14 protein-coding genes are annotated in these 20,389 nt (G+C 40.8%); 4 read left to right on the top strand and 10 right to left on the bottom strand.

Annotation, left to right across the window (positions count from 1 at the left end; genetic code table 11):
- Positions 1–73 precede the first annotated feature (73 nt).
- The 3 genes from DS2_RS02750 to DS2_RS02740 all read right to left on the bottom strand — a co-directional run bounded on the left by DS2_RS02750 (position 74) and on the right by DS2_RS02740 (position 3,097).
- Positions 74–1,081, bottom strand: coding sequence for a cytochrome d ubiquinol oxidase subunit II (locus tag DS2_RS02750; protein ID WP_035013106.1), 1,008 nt, complete (start codon positions 1,079–1,081; stop codon positions 74–76).
- Positions 1,074–2,441, bottom strand: coding sequence for a cytochrome ubiquinol oxidase subunit I (locus tag DS2_RS02745; RefSeq protein WP_035013105.1), 1,368 nt, complete (start codon positions 2,439–2,441; stop codon positions 1,074–1,076). Before DS2_RS02745 ends, DS2_RS02750 begins: the two co-directional genes overlap by 8 nt.
- A 110-nt stretch (positions 2,442–2,551) precedes the next feature.
- Entirely contained in the window at positions 2,552–3,097 is a 546-nt protein-coding gene (locus DS2_RS02740; RefSeq protein ID WP_035013104.1) for a GbsR/MarR family transcriptional regulator, read from the bottom strand.
- A gap of 233 nt (positions 3,098–3,330) precedes the next feature.
- Here DS2_RS02740 and DS2_RS02735 point away from each other — a divergent pair, with 233 nt between their 5' ends.
- On the top strand, positions 3,331–3,582 hold the full coding sequence (locus DS2_RS02735; RefSeq protein ID WP_035013103.1) for a DUF2999 family protein: 252 nt from the start codon (positions 3,331–3,333) through the stop codon (positions 3,580–3,582).
- A gap of 32 nt (positions 3,583–3,614) precedes the next feature.
- Here the strand turns inward: DS2_RS02735 and DS2_RS02730 are convergent, their stop codons facing one another.
- The 3 genes from DS2_RS02730 to DS2_RS02720 all read right to left on the bottom strand — a co-directional run bounded on the left by DS2_RS02730 (position 3,615) and on the right by DS2_RS02720 (position 9,412).
- Positions 3,615–5,420 carry a metallophosphoesterase family protein gene (locus tag DS2_RS02730; RefSeq protein WP_051479556.1) on the bottom strand — a complete coding sequence of 602 codons (1,806 nt, stop codon included), beginning with the start codon at positions 5,418–5,420 and terminating at the stop codon, positions 3,615–3,617.
- A 142-nt stretch (positions 5,421–5,562) separates the two neighbouring features.
- On the bottom strand, positions 5,563–8,277 hold the full coding sequence (locus DS2_RS02725) for a TonB-dependent receptor (protein ID WP_035013101.1): 2,715 nt from the start codon (positions 8,275–8,277) through the stop codon (positions 5,563–5,565).
- 31 nt (positions 8,278–8,308) lie between these two features.
- On the bottom strand, positions 8,309–9,412 hold the full coding sequence (locus DS2_RS02720; RefSeq protein ID WP_051479555.1) for a Ca2+-dependent phosphoinositide-specific phospholipase C: 1,104 nt from the start codon (positions 9,410–9,412) through the stop codon (positions 8,309–8,311).
- A 213-nt stretch (positions 9,413–9,625) separates the two neighbouring features.
- Between DS2_RS02720 and DS2_RS19600 the strand changes: the two genes are divergently transcribed.
- Positions 9,626–10,114: an RNA polymerase sigma factor gene (locus DS2_RS19600; RefSeq protein ID WP_051479554.1), complete on the top strand. Its 489-nt coding sequence runs from the start codon at positions 9,626–9,628 to the stop codon at positions 10,112–10,114.
- Positions 10,115–10,127: 13 nt separating this feature from the next.
- On the opposite strand, the gene DS2_RS02710 is transcribed toward DS2_RS19600, so the two are convergent.
- Both DS2_RS02710 and DS2_RS02705 read right to left on the bottom strand, forming a co-directional pair.
- Positions 10,128–12,911, bottom strand: a complete 2,784-nt coding sequence (locus tag DS2_RS02710; protein WP_160168535.1) for a TonB-dependent receptor domain-containing protein — start codon at positions 12,909–12,911, stop codon at positions 10,128–10,130.
- Positions 12,912–13,036: 125 nt separating this feature from the next.
- Positions 13,037–13,996 (bottom strand): FecR family protein, encoded by a 960-nt coding sequence (locus tag DS2_RS02705; protein ID WP_035013099.1) that lies wholly within the window; start codon positions 13,994–13,996, stop codon positions 13,037–13,039.
- Positions 13,997–14,238: 242 nt separating this feature from the next.
- On the opposite strand from DS2_RS02705, the gene DS2_RS02700 reads away from it, so the two are divergent.
- A complete protein-coding gene (locus tag DS2_RS02700) occupies positions 14,239–16,233 on the top strand; it encodes a cation:proton antiporter (RefSeq protein ID WP_035013098.1) in 1,995 nt (664 codons plus the stop codon).
- Positions 16,234–16,550: 317 nt separating this feature from the next.
- Complete coding sequence (locus tag DS2_RS20970) at positions 16,551–16,676, top strand: hypothetical protein (RefSeq protein WP_268745612.1); 126 nt, start codon at positions 16,551–16,553, stop codon at positions 16,674–16,676.
- Between the two features lie 19 nt (positions 16,677–16,695).
- On the opposite strand, the gene DS2_RS02695 is transcribed toward DS2_RS20970, so the two are convergent.
- Both DS2_RS02695 and DS2_RS02690 read right to left on the bottom strand, forming a co-directional pair.
- Positions 16,696–17,676: a Fic family protein gene (locus DS2_RS02695; RefSeq protein ID WP_235188530.1), complete on the bottom strand. Its 981-nt coding sequence runs from the start codon at positions 17,674–17,676 to the stop codon at positions 16,696–16,698.
- Positions 17,677–18,186: 510 nt separating this feature from the next.
- Positions 18,187–19,500 carry an ATP-binding protein gene (locus DS2_RS02690; RefSeq protein WP_035013173.1) on the bottom strand — a complete coding sequence of 438 codons (1,314 nt, stop codon included), beginning with the start codon at positions 19,498–19,500 and terminating at the stop codon, positions 18,187–18,189.
- Positions 19,501–20,389: the final 889 nt, after the last annotated feature.

Below are 20,389 nucleotides of genomic sequence, written 5' to 3'. Positions count from 1 at the left end.
ATCCTCGTTATTATCTGAATAAATCTGCCTGCAGTTTAGCTTGCTTAGATTGGATATTCTAGCCAATTCATTGTTAGTCGTAACTCAGCTCGCGTACTTTGCCCCAAAATACTCGGTATGAGTAAAAGGTATAACAGAGAATAGTTGGCACTACAATTAACGCGCCCCACAACATAAAACTCAAACTTTCAGCAGCAGAAGCTGCGCTAAATATATCGAGCTTTCCTGGCACTATGTCTGGAAAATAACTAAAAGCAAATGCGCAAAAACAAATAAAAAAGATAACAACAGCCGCAACAAACGGGATCCAACAACTGACATCCTGTTTAAATGGCATACGTTTTAGCAGCCTGTCGACCACTAAAAACAGCACAAAACAAAATAACGGCAGCGGTAGCAACAAAATTGCATTTGGTAGACTAAACCAACGGTCAAAAACAGCAGGATTAATCAAGGGGTTAACAACCGAAACACTCACAACGCCCATAAAAGCAAAACGTCCGGCTGCGCGTGCCCACTTGGTTGCTTGTTGTTGCAACTCGTGTTCAGTTTTCATCACTAGCCAGCAAGCACCAATATACGCATATGCGGCCAATACCCCCAATGCGCTTATGCCAGCAAATAAATAAGCGGTAACACTCGTCTCAAATCCCATAACATACAAACCCAACATATAACCTTGGCTCAGCGCTGCTAATATAGAACCGAGTTTAAATAAAACATTCCATTTGGGCCTGTGGCTCATTGCAGCTTTTACTCTAAAGTCAAACGCAACACCACGCATAATCAATGCAACTAATAAAATCACAACCGGAATATAGAGTGCTTCAAGTATTAAATTATGTGCAGCAGGAAATGCAATCAATATCAAACCCACCGCCAATACTAACCAAGTTTCGTTGGCATCCCAAAACGGGCCGATTGATGCAATCATAGTTGACGCGGTTTGGTTGTCGTTAGTCGGCAACAAGATCCCCACACCCAAATCATACCCATCTAAAATGGCATATAAAAGCACTGCTAACCCTGTTAAGCCTGCAAAGATAATCGCCAAGCTATCAGCTGATAAATAGTTATGCATTTTGCACCTCCAAAGATGCTTGTTTGGCTTCTTCTGTGGTAATTTCTTCGATATCCACGGCACGACGAGCCATTAAAAATACCGTATGGATATAAGCGACCAGTAAGCCGCTATAGACCAAAATATATAACAGCAAGCTAAAACCTACATTTTCAGGGGCAATTGGTGTAACAGCTTGCTCTACCGTAAGAATTCCCGAAACCAAATAAGGCTGTCGGCCAATTTCAGTTACATACCAACCCGCAAGTGTTGCTACCCAACCTGAGAAAGTCATAGCGATAAGTACTCGGTTAATCAACTCAGATGTTTGTTGCTTGCGAAACAATTGCCAGCGCGCAACCCAAGCCACCAATAGCATCAACATACCCAGCGCAACCATAATTCTGAAAGCATAAAACACAGGTGCGACCGGTGGGTGTTTCTCGAATTCATTTAAGCCTTTAATTTCACCTTGCCAGTCGTGGGTTAAGATAAAACTAGCCAGATTAGGTATTTCAAGCGCCCATAAATTCTGCTGCGTTTGTTCATCTGGCAAGGCGAATAAAACTAACGGTGCGCCTTGTTCTGTATGCCAAACGCCCTCAATTGCTGCAACTTTCTGCGGCTGATGCTCTAGAGTGTTTAACCCATGTATATCGCCTAAAAATATTTGAGTTGGAGCAAGCAAGGCTGCAATGGTTAATGCAGTTTTAAGCGTTTGTTTTGGCGCACGTTTCTCATCCCCTCGATATATGCGGTAGGCACTTAAACCAATAATAAAAAACGATGCAGTTAAACCAGATGCCACCAGCATATGGCTAAGACGATATGGAAAAGATGGATTAAAAATAACCTCAAACCAGCTCGTTACATGTGCGACCCCGTCTATCATTTCAAAGCCGGTGGGCGTTTGCATCCACGAGTTGAGCGCCAGTATCCAAAAAGCTGACACACTGGTTCCAAAAGCCACTACAAAGGTCGCCAAAGTATGCACCCAAGGTTTCACTCTTTGCATACCAAATAACATAATGCCTAAAAACGTCGCTTCTAAAAAGAATGCGGTTAGCACTTCATATCCCAATAATGGGCCAGCAATATTACCGACGGTTTGCATAAACCCCGGCCAGTTAGTGCCAAACTGGAACGACATAGTAATGCCACTAACCACACCTAATGCAAAGGTGAGTGCGAATATTTTGACCCAAAAGCGATAAGCTCGCATCCACACTGGATCTTGGGTTAGTTGAAACTTAAGTTTGAAATAAAATAGGTACCAAGCCAAAGCAATTGTGATGGTTGGAAACAAAATGTGAAAACTGATATTGAGTGCAAACTGTATGCGTGACAACACCAGCGTATCGAGCCCGAGAAAAAGCTCCATAACCAGCCTCCTAAAAAAATTGTAAATTTACCTAGGCCCTACAAACTCGCTTATGCCCATCAAGCTGTTATATAAAGCTTAGGTAAACTTGCGATTAACCCCTGTTGTGGCTATTTGTCTGCTGAGTTTAAAAATTTATCTTTCATATCCAACACTTTGCCAACCCCTGCCCCCAAACGCATCAAGGTATTAAGTTTTTCTGGGCCCATTTTTGGCAACTCTGCTGCCCAGTGGGTGATGGTTTCAAGCAGGTCATGAATTTGCTGCATTTGCTCTAACGCATACAATTCAGCATCATTGCTCGGCTCTGTTAGCAGGTTGTCGCGTAGCAAGGACAAAGTTGGGTCTACTTCGCGTTTACGTCTTTCTTCAAACACACGTAAAGCTAATGTCCAGATATCCCCCGCTGGTGCATAGTATTCTTTGCGATCACCCGGAATATGCTGAACTTGAATTAAGCGCCAAGCCTGCAATTCTTTAATACCCATGCTGACATTTCCGCGCGAGATGTTCAGTGCATCTGAGATTTCATTGGCTGTGAGTGGATTTTTTGAGATTAAAATTAACCCGCACATTTGCCCAATAGTACGGTTAAAACCCCAACGACTACCCATTTCACCACAGTGCATTACAAAGGCTTCTAGTTTTGAATTCATGGTTCATTACCGAAGTTTCAGAAATTACTGAAACTTTAAAACAAACATTGTTTGATTTCAATCAAAATTTATGCAGATTTTTTGTGGCGATAAAAAATCACAAGCAACCCAGTAATTAGGATAGGGTTTATATTTTCCGAATCGAAACCTACTTTTCTGGGAAGAAAAGTCTATTTGATAAAACCACCCACATAAGCTAAATTTGCCGCAAAAGATCGACAGGAAAAAAAACCATGAACCCAATTATCCAACTACTCAAAGAACAAAACATCTCAGATCAAAAAATTGGTGAAATATTCCAAGAACTCACGCAAAACCCATTGGCAGCAATGTCTACCATACAAACTCTTGGCATACCGCAAGAAAAGCTACAGCCACTAATAATGTTAGTAATGAGCCAACCAAACCTAATAAAAGAAGCGGTAGACGAGCTAGGTTTAGATTTTTCAAAAGTAGAAGAAGCAAAAGCCAAGTTGAACAAATAAAACTTGCTACGTATTAGCATTAGGCCAGCATACTATTCAACTGGCCTAATTGTCCCCTGCTGCAAGTCAATCAACACATCACCAGCATCGGTTTGGCTCGAATATTTTAATATCGCGTGCAAAATATTAACGATTTTTCCCGCAAAATCATTCCGGCTATTTAGCGGTTCAAGCTGGTTAGCTAATTGACGATAAATACGTATTTTTTCATCATCTATATCATATTTGAGAGCTAGTGAATCCGCGCTGGCCAATTTGTAATAGTCAACCAGCAGATCAAACAAATACAACTGCTGCCAGCGTTTTAATGGCTTAGTTGTATCAATAACATTAGTTTGAGTCTGAGTTTGCGCGAACATCCACAAACTCACAGCTTTGGGTTGCAATAAGGCTTGCTCTTGTTCACCCCAATTTCTAGGGATATAACGTAAACGAACCAGTTCTCTAATATGCCATTGGCTTAGTTGCAAATACGACTGCGCTGTTAATACATCCTTATCCCACATAACATGCTTATGTTGCTGCCGATAACGCCATTCACGCTGGTACATAGGGAATAGCTTGTCAAAATCATCTACATTTTTAAGCACATGAGTCTGCATGGCCAAATGTGCGTCATCCTGCCAAGTTAATACTTTATAAGCTGGCATATACGCAGCAATGCTTGGTGCTTGAATGTTTATCAAAGTATTGTCGCCGCTTTTATAAATAGAAGCATCGTTAATATGCATATGCCCCGCAATATGCAATTGCAAACCTGTTTGCGCAAATAAAGATAAAGTTTGTTCGCTCGGAAACCTAGCGTGATTAAAATGGCTTTTACCGCCAATTTTCTGCACATATTCAGCAGCTTGATCGTAAAAATCGCCTAAAGGAAAATGGCTAAATGTCAGCAGTTTTTTATCATTAAGTTTAGCCTGCTTTACAACATGTGTAATCCAAGGGATTAAAAATGGTTTGTGTTTGGCTAGGTGGTTATAGCCCGTGTTGCTAGATCCAGAAAACTGCTGATGCTCACCAGATAAATCTTGCGGTACATAAACGTTTGCATCAATAGATAACAACCAAAAACCCTCAACGGGTTCTATCACATAACTTAAATCATTGATATGTTTGCAATGGCCTTGCTCATCGCACACTGGGTAAGTTCGGTTATTTAACGCAGCGGCTTGCAAACCTTGTTGATAAGAATATTTTTTATAATCAATTGGCTGAAAAGGGGTTTGAAAAAACAAATCAGTTTGGCGAGGAGTAAACCCAAAGTTTTTCAACGCTTGATGTATACCTGCGTAGCCAAGTGCTTTAATTGCGTCATCACACAGGGTTAACTTATTTTCGTTGCTATTGGATAAACACCGCTTGTGTTGGCTCGAATATAATGCAAATTCAGCCCCATTATTTTGCAGAAAATCGTTTTTCCCGTGCGATTGTTCGCTGGGGCGGACAGGGTCGTGATTCCCAGGCGCGAGGAAAAAGCGCATCTGGTACTTTTTCTCATATTCAGCAAATAAACTCGCTAGTTTTTGAATATGTACCGGTTGTCCATCGTCACTAAAATCACCGGGTAATATAACCCACTTAATTTGTTGCTGGGCTATTTCATCTAGCGCAGCCAACAACGCAAAATAAGGTTCATTAAACAGCCGAGTTGATGTGAGCTGCGCATGCATGGAGCGTACTAGTTTATCGATATGCGGGTGATGATTTAATGCCTCAGGCTGAGCATAAATATCTTGAAAGTGGATATCTGGTAATAACGCAAATTGCTCTGCATAGCCTTTTTGGCACACAAAAAATAACAGCAAACCAGCCAACAGCATTGGGTTGAAATATTTCACAAATAATTACCTGAACAGAGAGCCAAAATAAAAAGCGGTGCTAGTACATACAATTAGTACAGGCCTAGACATTTTAATGAGCACTGCTTTGTTATAAAACTCGGCAAGCTTGCTGCGGCTTGCCGAGTTTAGTTTTGAAAGATTAGAATTTAAAATTAACCCCTAAGTAAAAAGTAGAACCGAACTCAGTGGTGTTATATAAACGATCGTCCGAGTCACTGTACTGCTCTTCTCTTTGGTTGGTTAAATTAATCGCTTCAAAGGTAAACTTAGTTGTGTCGTTCAACTGATAAAATGCTGAAAAATCAACATAAGTAGTGCCGTGGAAGCCAGTTTCATCTTGATCTGAATTACCTGGTGTTTCTATATGGGTTATATATTCACTGCGATAAGCGGTGGAAATACGAGCCCCCCAAGTTTCAGTTTCATAATAAAGTGTCGCGTTAGCAGAATGTTCAGACAACCCAGGGAAAGCTTTGGTTGCAAACAACTCCCCCGCGTCGTAGTAATCCATTTCACCATCGGCGAATGTATAGTTAGCAATCACGCCTAAGTTATCAAAGGGTGCAGGCAAAAAGCTAAAATCAAACTGACCGCCTAACTCTAAACCCTGAATGCTGGTGTCTTCACCATTTACCTTAGTGTAATAAGTATACAAGGTATCGGCGCTTTGCCCTTGCGCTAATAAATCAGTTGAGAAGCCGGTTTGCCCATACGGCATTTCTATTGCTTTACTAATAACAAAGTTTTTAATGTCTTTGTAAAAAACACCTGCCGACATAAAACCACTATCAGTGAAATACCACTCCAACGCAGTTTCATAATTAGTTGATTCAAACGGTGATAATCTAGGATTACCCGAGCGCAGTTCATTTACTTCAGTGTTCACCTTGCCCGCTATGGCTAAATCAGCTAACGCGGGGCGAGTTAAATTTTTGCTGGCACTAGCACGCAATTGCATGTCTTGGGTAACATGCCAAACTAAGTTTAGAGCAGGTAATACATCAGTGTATTCTTGCGGAACGCTTGTTAAATTAGGTTGGCTGTCACCTTCTTGTTGAATGTAACCAGCTGATTCAACTTCGGTTTCAACATAACGTACACCAAAATTACCCGACAGCACCTCATTGCGCCATTGGTATTCCACCCAAGCAGCACTTGTGGTTTCAGATAAATCGTAAACACTATTAATATCTAAATCATCAGCTGTTAAGTCAGCATTAACATTATAAAATGCTAATGTTTTAGCCACATCACCAGCGGCCCAATCCGCTTTGTCGTGTGCGGTAAATACTTCAAAATAACTCGGGTCCAATACATTGGAAATTTCACCAGACTGAAACTGACCTTTTAATGCATCTTTAACTTTATAGTTGTAACCATCAGAAACAAACTTCTTGTGTAGCACACCATATTTAAGCTCTGCCGAATCAGTTAAAAACGATTCGAACGACAGTTTTATTGAATCAAATTGGGTATTTTGCACACTTTCGTCTAAGTCGAATTCGTGCATTTTCCAACTATCAATTGAAGCAATATCAAAGTCATAGCTATGCTCTGCATAAAATCTATCTTTGGTGTAATCTGACGTAATACCACCAAAACCTTCGTAATACACCTTGTCGCTCACCGGAATTACAAACTCATTTTCAGAGTGACCTAATAATAGTTTAGCCACTGTAGAGTCGGTTATTTGCCACTCAGTTAACAATGAAATTTGGCTAAAGGACGTGTCCATTTGTTGTTTACGGCTTTCGGTTGCCAGAGTTGCATTGCCAATATCAGCGTACACCACCTCACCATTTTGGTTGTATTGCAGCTGATTTATAACAGCACCGCCAACCGTTTGCCCACCAGCAGTCGTTGTACCACCCAATGCAGTAGAACTTGAGCCGCGCGTGGCAATATGGTGTTCATCTTTATTGTTGTTCAACTCAGCATATAAAATGTCTAAGTCAAACGACAAGCTATCAGTGGCGTTGTATTGGAAAGCAGCAGTCAAACCTAAACGCTCTTGGTCGTTCTCCCAAACTGAATAACGATTACCGCGGGCAAATCTCAGCTCTTTATTATTAATTTTATCTTGTGTTGCTTGGTCTAGCTTGCTGATATCTGAGCCTGATGCATCTTTTGGACGCCATCTATAAGTATTGGTACCTTGCTCTACAGTATCTCGTTGACTATAGGCAACTGAGAATAAAGCCCCAAAGTTATCCCAACGGTTAGAAACTAATGCAGCAAATCTTGGACTAGTGCTATCCGCCATTGAGTTAGAACCTGCTTGTGCTGACACAGCGGCTTGAAAACCTTCATAGTCAAATGGTTTAGCTGGACGCAACGCTACCGTGCCGCCAATGCCCCCTTCTTCCATGCTGGCAGAAAAGGCTTTTTTAACATCAATTTGGCTAAATAATTCAGAGGCAAATACGTTAAAATCAAACCCGCGTGAACGATTACTTTGGCCGCGGCTATCCATACTAGAACCACTGGTTGCTAAAACATCTAAACCATTTAATTCCACCCGAGTAAAATCTGGGCCTAAACCACGTAAAGAAATTTGCCGGCCTTCACCACCTTCGCGGGTAATAGTTACACCCGGTACACGTTGCAGGGATTCAGCCAAGTTTAAATCTGGAAAATCGGCAATATCTTCTGCAACTATGCTGTCTTGTGCAATTAATGCATCACGTTTTACGTCACGATTTTTTAATAAACTTTGGCGAAAACCTTTAACGGTAATTTCTTCCATTGTCGCTTGTTGCTCAGCTGTTTGTTCAGCAAAACTATTGTGTGAATAACCTGCGAGTGCTGCGAGTACCGCTACACGAATAAGCTGTTTTGAACCTTGCATTTTCATACTATCTCCAAATTAAGTAACATTTATAATTTTAAAAATTGCATCCATTAACACCGACTTCGGACAAACAGCGAACAAAGGGCAAATTTGTTTGCACCTGCGTTTGCTGTGGTTGAAGTTGTGGCATTAACAAATGAAAACTGACTGATGGCGCATTGATGGGCTGTTGCATTGCACCTAGATAAAAATCGCTCGAAATAATTTGTGCGCCGCTGTTAATTGCCGCGAGCGCACGCTGATTAGGGGAACGTTTGGCATTAAATTCATCGGCACGGGTACGCACGATAAAACCTTGTGCAACAGCGTGTTTAATTTGCTCTGCTTGCTGCTGCGGATTGTTGTAAAGCAAAATCGCTGCTTGGTTGTGCTCAATATTAAATGCACCAAAAATAACTGTGTCACCCGCTTGTTCAAACAAATCCAGTTGCTTCGGATTACCGTCAAAAATAAAAATAAATTTACCGCGCACTTGCTCAACATCCGGCCAGCCAAATTGTTTAACCGACTGTGCCAACGACAAATTTTGTTGCTGCACTAAACTTGGAGTTAAAAGCTTGTCTAAACCTAATTGATCAACAATCAATTGATTGAGTTGTTGGTAATGTTTTGCTGTAAATTGCTCTGGTTTAACCCCGCTAATTTTGCCCCAGCGACTTTCTTTAACGTTAAACATTACATACACAGGCAAGTGATTTGGGTTGTTTATCGACCAAGTTTTTAGCTCAGCCAAACAGTCAGAAAATTGAATACAATGACTCGCAATATCCACATCTGGAATGTGCAAAACTTTAAAACCCGGCTCGGCGAGTTGCTGTTTTTCAGTGGCTGAATATAAAGCTTGGTTTGTCCATTGCTGTGCCAGCGGTTGTTGATACAAACCACCTTGGCTGTCGGCTAATACATCAATCTCCAATTGACGTAGCCCCATATCCAGCTGGCGAGTTAAACTTGGATGCGCATAGGAAATTTTGTCAGCAAAACCTGCTTGTAAGCTATTAAGCTGTTTTGCGATATCAGAGTCTAAAGCTTTTTTATAACTGTTGTGGCTGCCAATAACCTGCAACTGATTTAGCGGCAAAGCATGCACTGAGCATGTAGTTAACAAAGTTAGATAGATGGCGATACGTAAAATCATTTTTCTCATTTCCTAAAAATCGCGGTAAAAAGCGCGTTCGTAGATAAATGAGATTTGTCAGGTCAAACCGGGGACAAAAATTTTTATGACGTTTTTATGAAGGGTTTTAGGGTTTTGGCATAAAAGTAATACTTAACTAAACAGTAATTTAGTTGTCACAATGTTCTGCCAGCATGTTGACCGTTTTAGGCAAGCAGGTGACGGTAGCTGGCTGTGAATAACAACAATAGCGATTACTCAATAACTTCAGAATTATTAAAAGAAGAATCAAAACTGAAAGGTGTGATCCGTAAATGGGTTGCCGATCAGCATGATCAAGCCGATGTTTATCAAGAAACCCTCACCACAGTGATTGAACAACACCAACAATCCCCCATAAAAAATCCAATTGCTTATGCAATAACAGTTGCACGCCATTTTGCTTGGAAACTTGGCAATCGCAGTTTTGAAGTGTACGACGAAAGCAGCGATTTACGCGAAAGCCACAGCGCTGAAGACAGTTTGTTGCAAAACGAACAAATTGAAAAAATTCAGCAAGTACTCAACGCCATGCCACCAATGCGCCAACAAGTATTTATTCGCCGCCGTTTGCACAATCAATCACGCGAGCAAATCGCGCAAGAATTAGACCTAAGCGAAGAAGCAGTTAAAAAACATATCAGCCGCGCATTGGCACAAATTGCAATGCATGTGGATTTTTAGTTATTAAATACCACTACAACATCAACACCCAACGCAGATAAAACTGCCTGCCGGTTTCTGTCGTATTGTATAGGTGTTGATGTTTGCCAGCGTATTCGCGGTAGTACTGATTAGCCAAGTTTTGCACACCAAAGTTGACCTCTAATTCGCGGCTAACCTTATAAAAAGCAGAAGCATTCATTCGCGCATAGGCTAAATAACCAGATTCAATTTGGTCGAGTTTTGCACGTTCAAATTTTATTTGGTCAACATAACCACTGCGATAATTGGCCGCCAATCGAGCACCCCAATTTTTGTATTGGTAGTCCAAAGTCATACTAACAATGTGTTTGGATAACCCCTCTAATTGCGCGCAATACTCAGCAATGTCGGCAAATTTGTGCGTGCGTGCCGCATCTGCAAAGCTATATGAGAGCTGACTGCTAAACTGGGGCGACCATTGCTGTTGCCAACTCACATCTAAGCCTGTTAGCCAAGCATGCTCAGCATTGACACTTTGGTATAAAGGTTTGTCAGCATAAAAACCTATTTGCTGATAATTGATTAAGTTATCCAAACGTTTGTTATATAAAGCAACAGACAAATAACTGTCGTCGACAGTTAAGTTAGATTGCAGTGCTATCTGGTTGGATTTGTACGGCGCCAATTGGCTATTGCCAACTAAATAACCGTCAATGCCACTTATCAGCGAAGGGGTCGGCACGTAATATTTGGTTTGTACAGGGGTATAGTTTTGACTAGCAACCAAGCGCAGTTGCCAACCTTCATCTAATTGATACAACAAGTTAGCCGATAATAACATCAGCTTATGCTGTGCAGGTGTAGTAGCTCTCACATTACTGGCATCTCGGATGTCTGTCACCAATTGTTCATGCCTAGCAGCTAAATTTACCGTTAAATCATCTTGCTGATGTTGATATCCAACCCAAGCGGCATATTGCTTACGCTCTAAAGAATAACTTTGCACCTGATTTAGCTCACTATCACTAAAAGCATGGTCTGGCAGCAAGTCTGCTTTTATCTGTTGGAGATTTACCCCAGCCCACTCTAGTTCTTTGTGCTTATTCGCTAGCCTGTAATATGGGTCTGTTACCTGATTGTCTATCACCCCTTGCGCAAATTCGCTTTTAAATAAATCGCCTTGCTGGTAAACAAGTCGGCGATCAGCAAAACTTTTAGTTTGAGCGGCAAAAGTCCATTTTTGTTGTTGCTGTTGATAATCAACCGCCAGCTTAAATTGTTTCTGGGTTAATTTGTACCGACTTGATTGAACATCCACTTCATCTAGTTGCCACTGCGGTGCTTGGGTCAAGTCAGCAAAATAGGTATTTCGTGGATAATCCGTGTTGTACCGATAATCGCTAACAAAATCGGCATAGGTTTTTAAATAGACTTTATGATCGTGCGGTATCTTTAGAATATTCCGCGCTGTCCCCGCTAACCAATGCAATGTCCATTGCTGGTTGAGATGTGATTCTCCCGCCCAAGTCAGCTGGCTAAACTGGCTATCTTTTTTCAGCTGGCGACTTTCACTTGCCAGCTGAGCATGTTCAACCCTGGCATAGTTGGCAAAATTAAATTCATCTAACTGCAAATCTAATAGCTTAGAGACTTGTGAGTTTGTCTGATCAACTTTCGCCAAAGCGCTGCTGCCAATGCCGCGTGTAGCTAAATGGTCTTCAGATTTTTGATTGCTCAATTGACTTACGACCACATCAAGTTTGTGCTGCAATTTTGGCGACAAATAATGCAAGGCTGCAGTAAAGCCAGCTTGCTTAATTTGATTGTACCAAACTGAATATCTGTTGCCGCGCGGAAAATACACTTGCTGCTGTTGCAATAATTCTTGTGTGTCTGTTGCTAGTTGGCTGATATCTGTGTCAGCTATATTTATATTGCGCCATCTGTAGGTATTAAAACCTTGTTCTTGCGTATGTTTTTGTTTGTAGCTGGCAGACAATGCGTAAAACCAATCACCATAATTAGCTTGCCAATTGAACGCCACACTACTGCCAACTTTGTCGGCCAATTGATGGTAATTATTTTCCACAAAAGCATTAAATTGCCAACCATCAACTCGCAACTCATCACTCACACTCGAAAACACATTGATATTGGCCGCAATACCTCCGCTGTCTTGGGTAACGGCATAATCTCGGCTTATATTTATTTGTTCAAACAGTTCGGTAGGCAGTACATTAAAATCAAACGCGAGTGCTCGTTCATTTTGTTCTCTTGAATCTAAGCTTGAGCCATGTACGGCTAAAGTTTGCATACCATTGAGTGCAATATAAACAAAATCACCTCCTAAACCTCTAAGCGCAATTTGCCGCCCTTCCCCACCATCAAAACTTGCAGCCACACCAGGTACAGTTAATAACGACTCAGCTAAGTTGTTTACTGGATAACTGGTTGCATTAGCAACTTCTAAACTTTCAACGCGCACGCCATAATTAGATTCAGCATTATCGTAACTTTGGAAGCCTCTATTAATGCGAGTTTGTATGGCTGGCGCACTAACGATCAATTCTTCAGTACGTTGTCCTGAAGCTTTTTTCTGCAGTTGTTTGGGTATTGTTTTTGGCTGCTGAGTATGTAATTTGGCATCTGGCTGCTTGGCAACTAATATAGAGTCTTCCACCACCTCTACTTTAACTTGGTAAGTTTGCGCAAGGCGCGCTACCACAGAAGTTAAGCTTTGAGATAAGTTATCGTCAACAACAAAGCTAAATTCACCGTCAACATTTGCAACTTCTGGGCTAAAAAACACAGGTATTTGGCTATGCTGAGACAGCATTCGCAAGCTTGCAAATAAGTTATCAGCTGTAATTTTGCTCGCGGCCCAACTCAAGGTACTAGCTGTACAAAACAGCGCTAGACAGCACAGTCGCAAACAAAATGTATAAAGCGCGCACATAATGTCTAATTGCGACGGATAAGAATATGACCCGGATATTCAGCAAGGCGCAAATTGCTCGCCAAAGCTAACATTTTTAACGTCTGTTTAGGTTGGTTTAAGTTAAAACGACCGTTAACTGACATCGCCATTAAACTTGGATCTTCTAAACTAATTTGCTCAGTTAACTTTCTATCTAACTTGGCGATAACAGCCCCTAAACTCATTTGTTGTGCATCCAACCAATTTGCTTGTAAATGATGCTGAATAGCTTGAGGATAAATAATTTTATCGGCGATTTTTCCATTAATTACTTCAACACTTTGCCCTGCAGTTAATACAACTTGTTGCTTGTTTGCGCCGACCACCACACTACCTTCAACCACAATAACCTGAGTTGAGTAGTCGTTTTTATCTACCGAAAAAGTTGTACCTGTTACCTGCACCCTCACCTCACCTGCATGCACATAAAAAGGTTGGTCATCAGCAATATGTTCAACCGCGAATAAAGATTCTCCTTTATCCAAAATCACATTACGCACTTTTTGCTGCTGATTAAAGGTAAGTTGAGTTTCCCCCGCCAGAGTCATTACAGAGCCATCCGGCAAAGCAATTTGTTGAGATTGATTGTGCTCATCAGTTGGAGTGGCAGCAACAATAGGTACCATTTCAGGCGAGGTTTTTAAAGTAAATATACTGGCGCACAAAGCCAACAGGGCTAAACAACAGCTTCCGAGCAGCTGCTTTTTAGTAAAGAGAAACCTTGGTTTATCTGCTGTTTTTTTCGAGATTTGATTAGGTAAAGATTGCAATGCATAAGACAATTCTTGCGAATGCAAAATTGCCATGCACTTTTCATAAGCTTGTTGATGTGCGGGGTCGGCTGCCAACCACAACTGCAACTCTTGCTGCTGTTGCTCTGTTAACTCATCTACAATTTCCGCCCACTCGGCAGCCTGTTCGAAAATGGCTTGTTTGTCTTTCATGCTTTGATCAATACACTACTGAAAGACAATTTCTAACATATAAATGTTACGGTTATAATACAGACATACGAAATATCAAACTAAGTAAAAATAACGGTCTAAAATAAATAAGATTTAAATTACTGCAGGGTTTAACCACTCAACAAAAAACTGCATTTTTAAAGCCAGTTACACTTTCCAAATAGATTGTCTTCCCCAAACTAGGCTACACTTAGCCAGTAGCTTACTTTAAGGATTGAACTATGCTTGAGCATGTTGGAGTGCAGATTCTATTATTTGTTAGTGTTACTTTATTGGTAGGGGTAATCTTGCGCCAGTTGCTCAAACAAGTGGCTATCCCATACACGGTTGCACTACTGATAGTCGGCATATTATTTGGGCTAATTTACCGATTTGACCACAATGATATGCCGGGTTTATATAATCAAACCGTGCAACTTGTTGCCGATATTGACCCGCATTTAATTCTTTTTTTGTTTCTACCTACGCTTATATTTGAATCTGCCTACGCCATAGAAACTCACCTGTTTAAACGCACCTTTAGTCAAATCGCCTTACTGGCAGTGCCTGGTTTAATTGTTTGTACCAGCATAACCGCTGTATTTGTTAAATATGTATTCCCTTGGGATTGGAGTTGGCCAATTTGTTTTATGTTTGGTGCGTTGATAAGTGCAACCGATCCAGTTGCAGTGGTAGCACTACTTAAAGAACTGAGTTCACGAAAACGCTTGGAAACCTTAATTGAGGGCGAGTCATTATTAAACGATGGTACAGCTATCGTATTATTCACGCTGTTTTATAGCATGTTAAGTGCAAGCCATGCTACTGATATTACCGCGTTGGGCGTTATAGGCGACTTTACTTGGGTGGTCAGTTTTGGCTTTTTAATTGGCCTTGCTGGCGGCTGGTTAATGATCTTGTGGATAGGCAAAATATTTAATGACCCGTTAATTGAAATCACCTCTTCTATCGCCACTGCTTATTTAGTCTTTTATATCGCAGAAGGGGTGTTTCATGTATCTGGCGTAGTTGCTGTAGTTACTTTAGGCGTGTTGTTAGCGGCTCAAGGCCGCACGCGAATTTCTGCTGAGGTGAAACACTTTTTGCATCAGTTTTGGGAGCTTATGGCCTACCTTGCCAACACCCTTATTTTTGTTTTAGTTGGCATTATTGTCGCTGTAAAGATACGTTTGGATGATCCACAAGCTTGGTTGATGCTGGCCGTGTTATATATCGCGATATTGCTAATACGAGGAGTTTCAATAATCTCGTTGTCACCATTATTAAAACAAATAGGCATAGGCTTAACCAAACACAAATCTCTTGTGCTTATTTGGGGTGGTTTGCGTGGTGCGGTAGCACTAGCCTTGGCTTTATCTGTCGTACAGAGCGACCATATTCCAGCAGCTATTGGTGAACAAATTCTATTTTTAACCGCAGGGATTGTGGTACTAACCATAATCATTAACGGTGGAACCATTCGCTTACTATTAACCAAATTGGGCTTAGACAAATTGCCCGAAGCAAAGCAAAAAACGGTGGATAAAGCCGAACTACATATTCAATTTAGCTTACAACGAGAAATGGAAAAACTACGTAAAGATGATAATTTTTCCAGTGCCGATTGGAATACGATTCTTCAACACGAGCACATTCAAATACTAAATACCGAAGCAGAAATAAACCATTTAACCGACGACGAGCACGAACTAATTGTTGCATATAAACGCCGAATACTGGAAGCCGAAAAACGCTTTTACTGGTATCAGTTTGACCAAGGGATGATGAATATTAAGGCGGTAGAAACACTGAATCAAGCCGTTGAACACGCGCTAGATGGAGAGCCTAAGATTTATCCGCGCAAAGAAATTTACCTTGAACCGATTGATGAGCATAACTTTGAGTTAACCTTTTTCATTGCGCATAGTTTTATACAAGCGCAAAAAAGCAACTGGCGACATTTAAGTGACTTGGAAGCCCCTAAACATATTTACCACGCTATCGCTGATGAGCTAAAACAAAATATTGAACAGATGCAACATTATTTAAACGCCATCAATCAATTTGAACCCGAACGGGTAAAGCAAATTCAGACCTTGCTGGCTACTCGCGTTTTACTCAACAAACGCCGCCATAAGATAGAAGATTTAGCCGAACAAGGTGTACTTGAACCAGCTGAATCAGAAAAACTATTGGAAGATATTGATAAAGAAATACATAAATTGGCACTAGGTTAGTATCTATAACCCTTTCAGGGTTAGATTCATATGTTACCTCCAAGGATGGAGTTATTTAGCATGTGTGCTTGATTTAGCAACTACCAAAGACGGCACCCAGCCTTTGGTTATATGACACCACACCAAAATCTATTGAAATGAAAAAGGCCGCTTAGAATTTCCACAAGAAAAATTGACCATTATAACTCACTCGATAGGCTTTATCGGCTAACACAAGCAGGCGCAGACCGCACTGCTTTACCTACTAGTATAGAAGAGGTCCTTAAAGATGAGTTTTAAATCAATTCAAAAGCTCAATGTGACGTGGTTTAATTGAATTGACCACGTCAATAGCATTTGAATCGATTGATTTCACTGTGTCGGTAGAAGAAATTTACAACAGAGTTGATAATCAAGATGTAATTGAATTTTTAGAGAAAAAACAACAAGAAGCTGAACAATAAGTTCGGCTTCTTTATTTTTTTAGCTCTTATTTTGAACTAACAAGGGCTCAACTTTCTTGAAAAATAAATAACCTTTTTCGCTACTTTCGTCACTTGTATCTTGTGCAAAAAAGTTAAGTTGTTCAATCAAAGATTCTTTGGTTTTTTGTGCAACAAATAATTGAAAAGGTTGACTATCTCCGCCAGTCAACACACCATCGTAATTTGATAAAATGCTGTAATATTCTTTACGCTTGCTCATTTCTGAATCTATTACAGTGACAGGGTAGCCATTCTGAAATAAATACAAATTCATCAGTAGCCTAGATGTGCGACCATTACCATCAATGAAGGGATGAATATTAACGAGTTTTTGATGCAGATGAGCAGCCATTTCAACTGGATGCATTGTGGTTTTGTTGTTGTTAAAAAACAGCATAAAATCCTCCATCAACTTTTCTAAAATAAATGGTTGAGGAAATTCATGTTTAGAACCGTCTTCTTGCATTACAAACACGGGATGTTTTCTAAAGCGCCCAGCTTGCTGATCATCAATTCCTTTCAAAACTAGTGCATGAATGTTTTGGATTTCACGTATAGATATTTCAATATCTCTAGTGGCTAAGTCACGAATATAATAAATGGCTTCTTGGTGGTTAATTGCCTCCAAGTGATCAACAAGCGGCTTACCACCAATAGTTAAGCCAGTATTAATAACTTGTTCAGTTTCATTTAAAGTTAATGAATTCCCTTCAATGCAGTTAGATTCATAAGTATATTTAATATCTAATTGCTTATTCAGAGCCTCAACCATAGAAGAGTTGAACGGACGGAAACCATCCAAACAAGCTTTTAGTTCGGATAGCTGATTAAATAAGTCTGGCAAATTTTTAGTTTCAGGCCAAATTTTCAGCAAATCCAAATTTGCTGTGTACCTTTTTGTTTTTTCCATAATAGCCAAGAGTGATAAATTAAAGCGCTCTTTCAAAACCAAAAGCTCATTAACTTTTTGTTTATTCAACGGATTATCATTGTTAATGGCATTGATGTTCATAGTGTGACCTTAGTCATTTAAAGGAAAGCTTTTATAAATTAGGTTTATTATATCCTTTTTTAACAAAATTCAAGGTGAAATAAGCGATTCAAAAATGCCTGTTTGCCCACCAAACTGCCCACCACTTGCCTATGGCTTTTACTAAATCTTAGTGGTTAGCAATGGAAAAACAGTGCCGTTTTTATGCTGCTGTTAGAGCTAAAACATAGCAGTTTTGAAGGGCTTTATCGAGCATGATTTCCGTCAACATAGCTTTGCCATTTTTTCACTGGTTCTACACGATAGTAATGAGTCAGCAGAAAGCTCACTTAGCCTGAAATGGGCATTATGGTGTCCATTTTAATAGAAATAAGCTCAATATGGATACTATGGTATCCAAGAGAGATAAGACTGAGTGTCGAATGGTAAGCATCAGGTCTACAAATTGTTATCCCTAAGGTAACTTTGTGTAGACTTTCGGGGCTAGGCAACGTGCCTTTACCATCTCTCTGGTAAATACTGCGTGAAATACAAAGGCATCACGATATTGGTTTGTTCTAACGCTGAAGAGCCTTGAGTACCCGTTAACTTAAAGGTTTTACTTGGAGTACATTTTTCAATATAGGATGCCAACGATTTTGCTCTTGTACGTTTACCACTTTTGACTTCAACAGGGATGATATCGCCTTCGTCGGTCGCCAAAATAAATTCGATTTCGGCGCGGGCGTCATTCCATGAATAGCTTGGGTCAACGCCAATAGCTGTGAGCTCTTGTTGCACAAAGTTTTCAGCCACATAGCCTTTGTATTCATAGTTTTGTTGCTTAATCTCTTTATAACTGCTGCCCAGCATATGATTGAGCAGGCCTACATCAAACAGAAATAGTTTAACCATATTGTCTTTTTTATAGGCCGCCAACGGAGATTTCGGTAATCCTTCAATAGGGTAGTTTGGCAAAGCTAAGCGGCAGCAGTTAAGCCAATGGATCGCGGTTTCAAAATCGCTATAACGAGATTTACGCTCATGCACATGCTTAAATTTAAAGCGTTTAACCGACTCATCGCTGACAAGTGATAGCTGGGCTGGAATGCTATTAAACACCGATTCAATCAGTGTGGCATCGACCTTGCCCGCGTACTTACCGAAATCGCGGCGATAACCTTCAACTAAATCGGCATGAATTTTTGTGACTTTTTCAACACGCTCTAGAATGCTTGAATCCTTAAACTGATACCAAGCAGAAACGGCTTCCGGCATACCACCGGTAAAAAAATAGTCGGTTAGTTTATCCATCAATTTAGTGTGCACCGCCGGTGTGCTTGCTTGACTATCAAATGCTTTGATCAGTGCTTGCTCGTTGGATGCGTAAATAAATTCTTGGAAGGTCAGTGGTCGTAAATTGTATTGTTCTACCTTGCCTACAGGGAAGGTATTGAGCAAACCAATGTTCGAACCGCTGGCTGCGACAAAATAAGACGGTGCTTTTTCGGCAAAATACTTCAGCGAAGTTACGGCTCGTTCACATTCGCCAATTTCATCTAATATCAGTAAGTCGGTTTCTGGATTGAACGCTTGGTTGGTTAACAACTCAATGTTCATTACTAGCTCGTCAGGTGACAACGAGCCATCGAACGCTTCTTTGTAAGCTGGGTTTTCAAGGAAGTCGATACGAAGAATGTTGGCAAAGGTATTCCCAAACAATTCTTGCAGTAGATAGGTTTTACCTGTTTGTCTTGCGCCATCGATCAATAATGGCTTGCGCACAGGTTGACTTTTCCATGCTATTAGGGCGTTGAGTAAGTTGCGCTGCATTGTCATTTCCCGCCAATTAAGACTGTTAACTGCCTGTAGTATAACTCAGTCTACACTTTTACGCGCAGAAAAGTGCGGAATTTTACATTTTTATGCGCATAAAAGTGTTATGACGTTTTCGTTGGGCAAGGCTTTCCCTCTTGAGATGGCTTTGGGCACTTACCCTTTGGGCATCTGGGGCAGTTTGGGCAAAGCCTTAGTTCACGCCACTTAGGCACACACTAACCCTGCCCACAGGGTATTTATGACTTGGGGCATTATGTAAAATTCTGGGGCAGCTAGCTATCTGTACCCTCAGAAAGCTGCACGATCTGAGTATTTATCTGCCTACTGCGTCCGGTTAACTCTTTGATAATAGCGGGGCAAACGCCTAACTGAACCCAACTACACAATTACCTACACACCCTCTATCTGTTTTTCCTAACATACCACAGCGCAAAGTCAGCCTGCCCGACAACACCCGCCCACGCACTTCTCTTGAACTAGACAGGGTGTTAAAGGCAGTATTTTGGATGACTAAAGAGGCGATTAATCTTGTGTGGGCTTGTTGCCTGGCAGTGAACCGCCAATCAACCTAAGAGCATGGCTAGGTTTGAAGGCTAAGGCAGACAATACCGCTAGTGTACTGGTTGTGTACCTACTGCGGTCAGTGATTGTCATTGCATTGAATGATGGAAATATCCTTGCGCTATTATCATCAGTTGATAATATGAGTAGCTTATGTATAAGTGTACAGTCTTTTTATTGGTGAAATGCTTTTCATCTACTTGCCGAGAACCTAGTGAGTAAACGATTCGATAAGCTATGTGAGTAAAGCAATGAAAAACGCAAACAATCGCGCTGCGTGATAGGGATTAAGGGGCAAAGCCCAGACCCCGATTACCCCGTT

The sequence above is a fragment of the Catenovulum agarivorans DS-2 genome, assembly GCF_000568405.1.
Lineage (GTDB): Bacteria > Pseudomonadota > Gammaproteobacteria > Enterobacterales > Alteromonadaceae > Catenovulum > Catenovulum agarivorans_A.
The sequence above is the reverse complement of the archived record's forward strand: the minus strand, read 5'-3'. Positions and strand labels throughout refer to the sequence as shown.

Excerpts from the sequence above, each read along its gene's own strand:
- DS2_RS02735 (WP_035013103.1), top strand. The coding sequence starts at position 3,331 with ATGAACCCAATTATCCAACTACTCAAAGAACAAAACATCTCAGATCAA.
- DS2_RS02720 (WP_051479555.1), bottom strand. The coding sequence starts at position 9,412 with ATGATTTTACGTATCGCCATCTATCTAACTTTGTTAACTACATGCTCA.
- DS2_RS02725 (WP_035013101.1), bottom strand. The coding sequence starts at position 8,277 with ATGAAAATGCAAGGTTCAAAACAGCTTATTCGTGTAGCGGTACTCGCA.
- DS2_RS02710 (WP_160168535.1), bottom strand. The coding sequence starts at position 12,911 with ATGCTGTCTCAGCATAGCCAAATACCTGTGTTTTTTAGCCCAGAAGTT.
- DS2_RS02705 (WP_035013099.1), bottom strand. The coding sequence starts at position 13,996 with ATGAAAGACAAACAAGCCATTTTCGAACAGGCTGCCGAGTGGGCGGAA.
- DS2_RS02700 (WP_035013098.1), top strand. The coding sequence starts at position 14,239 with ATGCTTGAGCATGTTGGAGTGCAGATTCTATTATTTGTTAGTGTTACT.
- DS2_RS02750 (WP_035013106.1), bottom strand. The coding sequence starts at position 1,081 with ATGCATAACTATTTATCAGCTGATAGCTTGGCGATTATCTTTGCAGGC.
- DS2_RS02690 (WP_035013173.1), bottom strand. The coding sequence starts at position 19,500 with ATGCAGCGCAACTTACTCAACGCCCTAATAGCATGGAAAAGTCAACCT.
- DS2_RS02740 (WP_035013104.1), bottom strand. The coding sequence starts at position 3,097 with ATGAATTCAAAACTAGAAGCCTTTGTAATGCACTGTGGTGAAATGGGT.
- DS2_RS02745 (WP_035013105.1), bottom strand. The coding sequence starts at position 2,441 with ATGGAGCTTTTTCTCGGGCTCGATACGCTGGTGTTGTCACGCATACAG.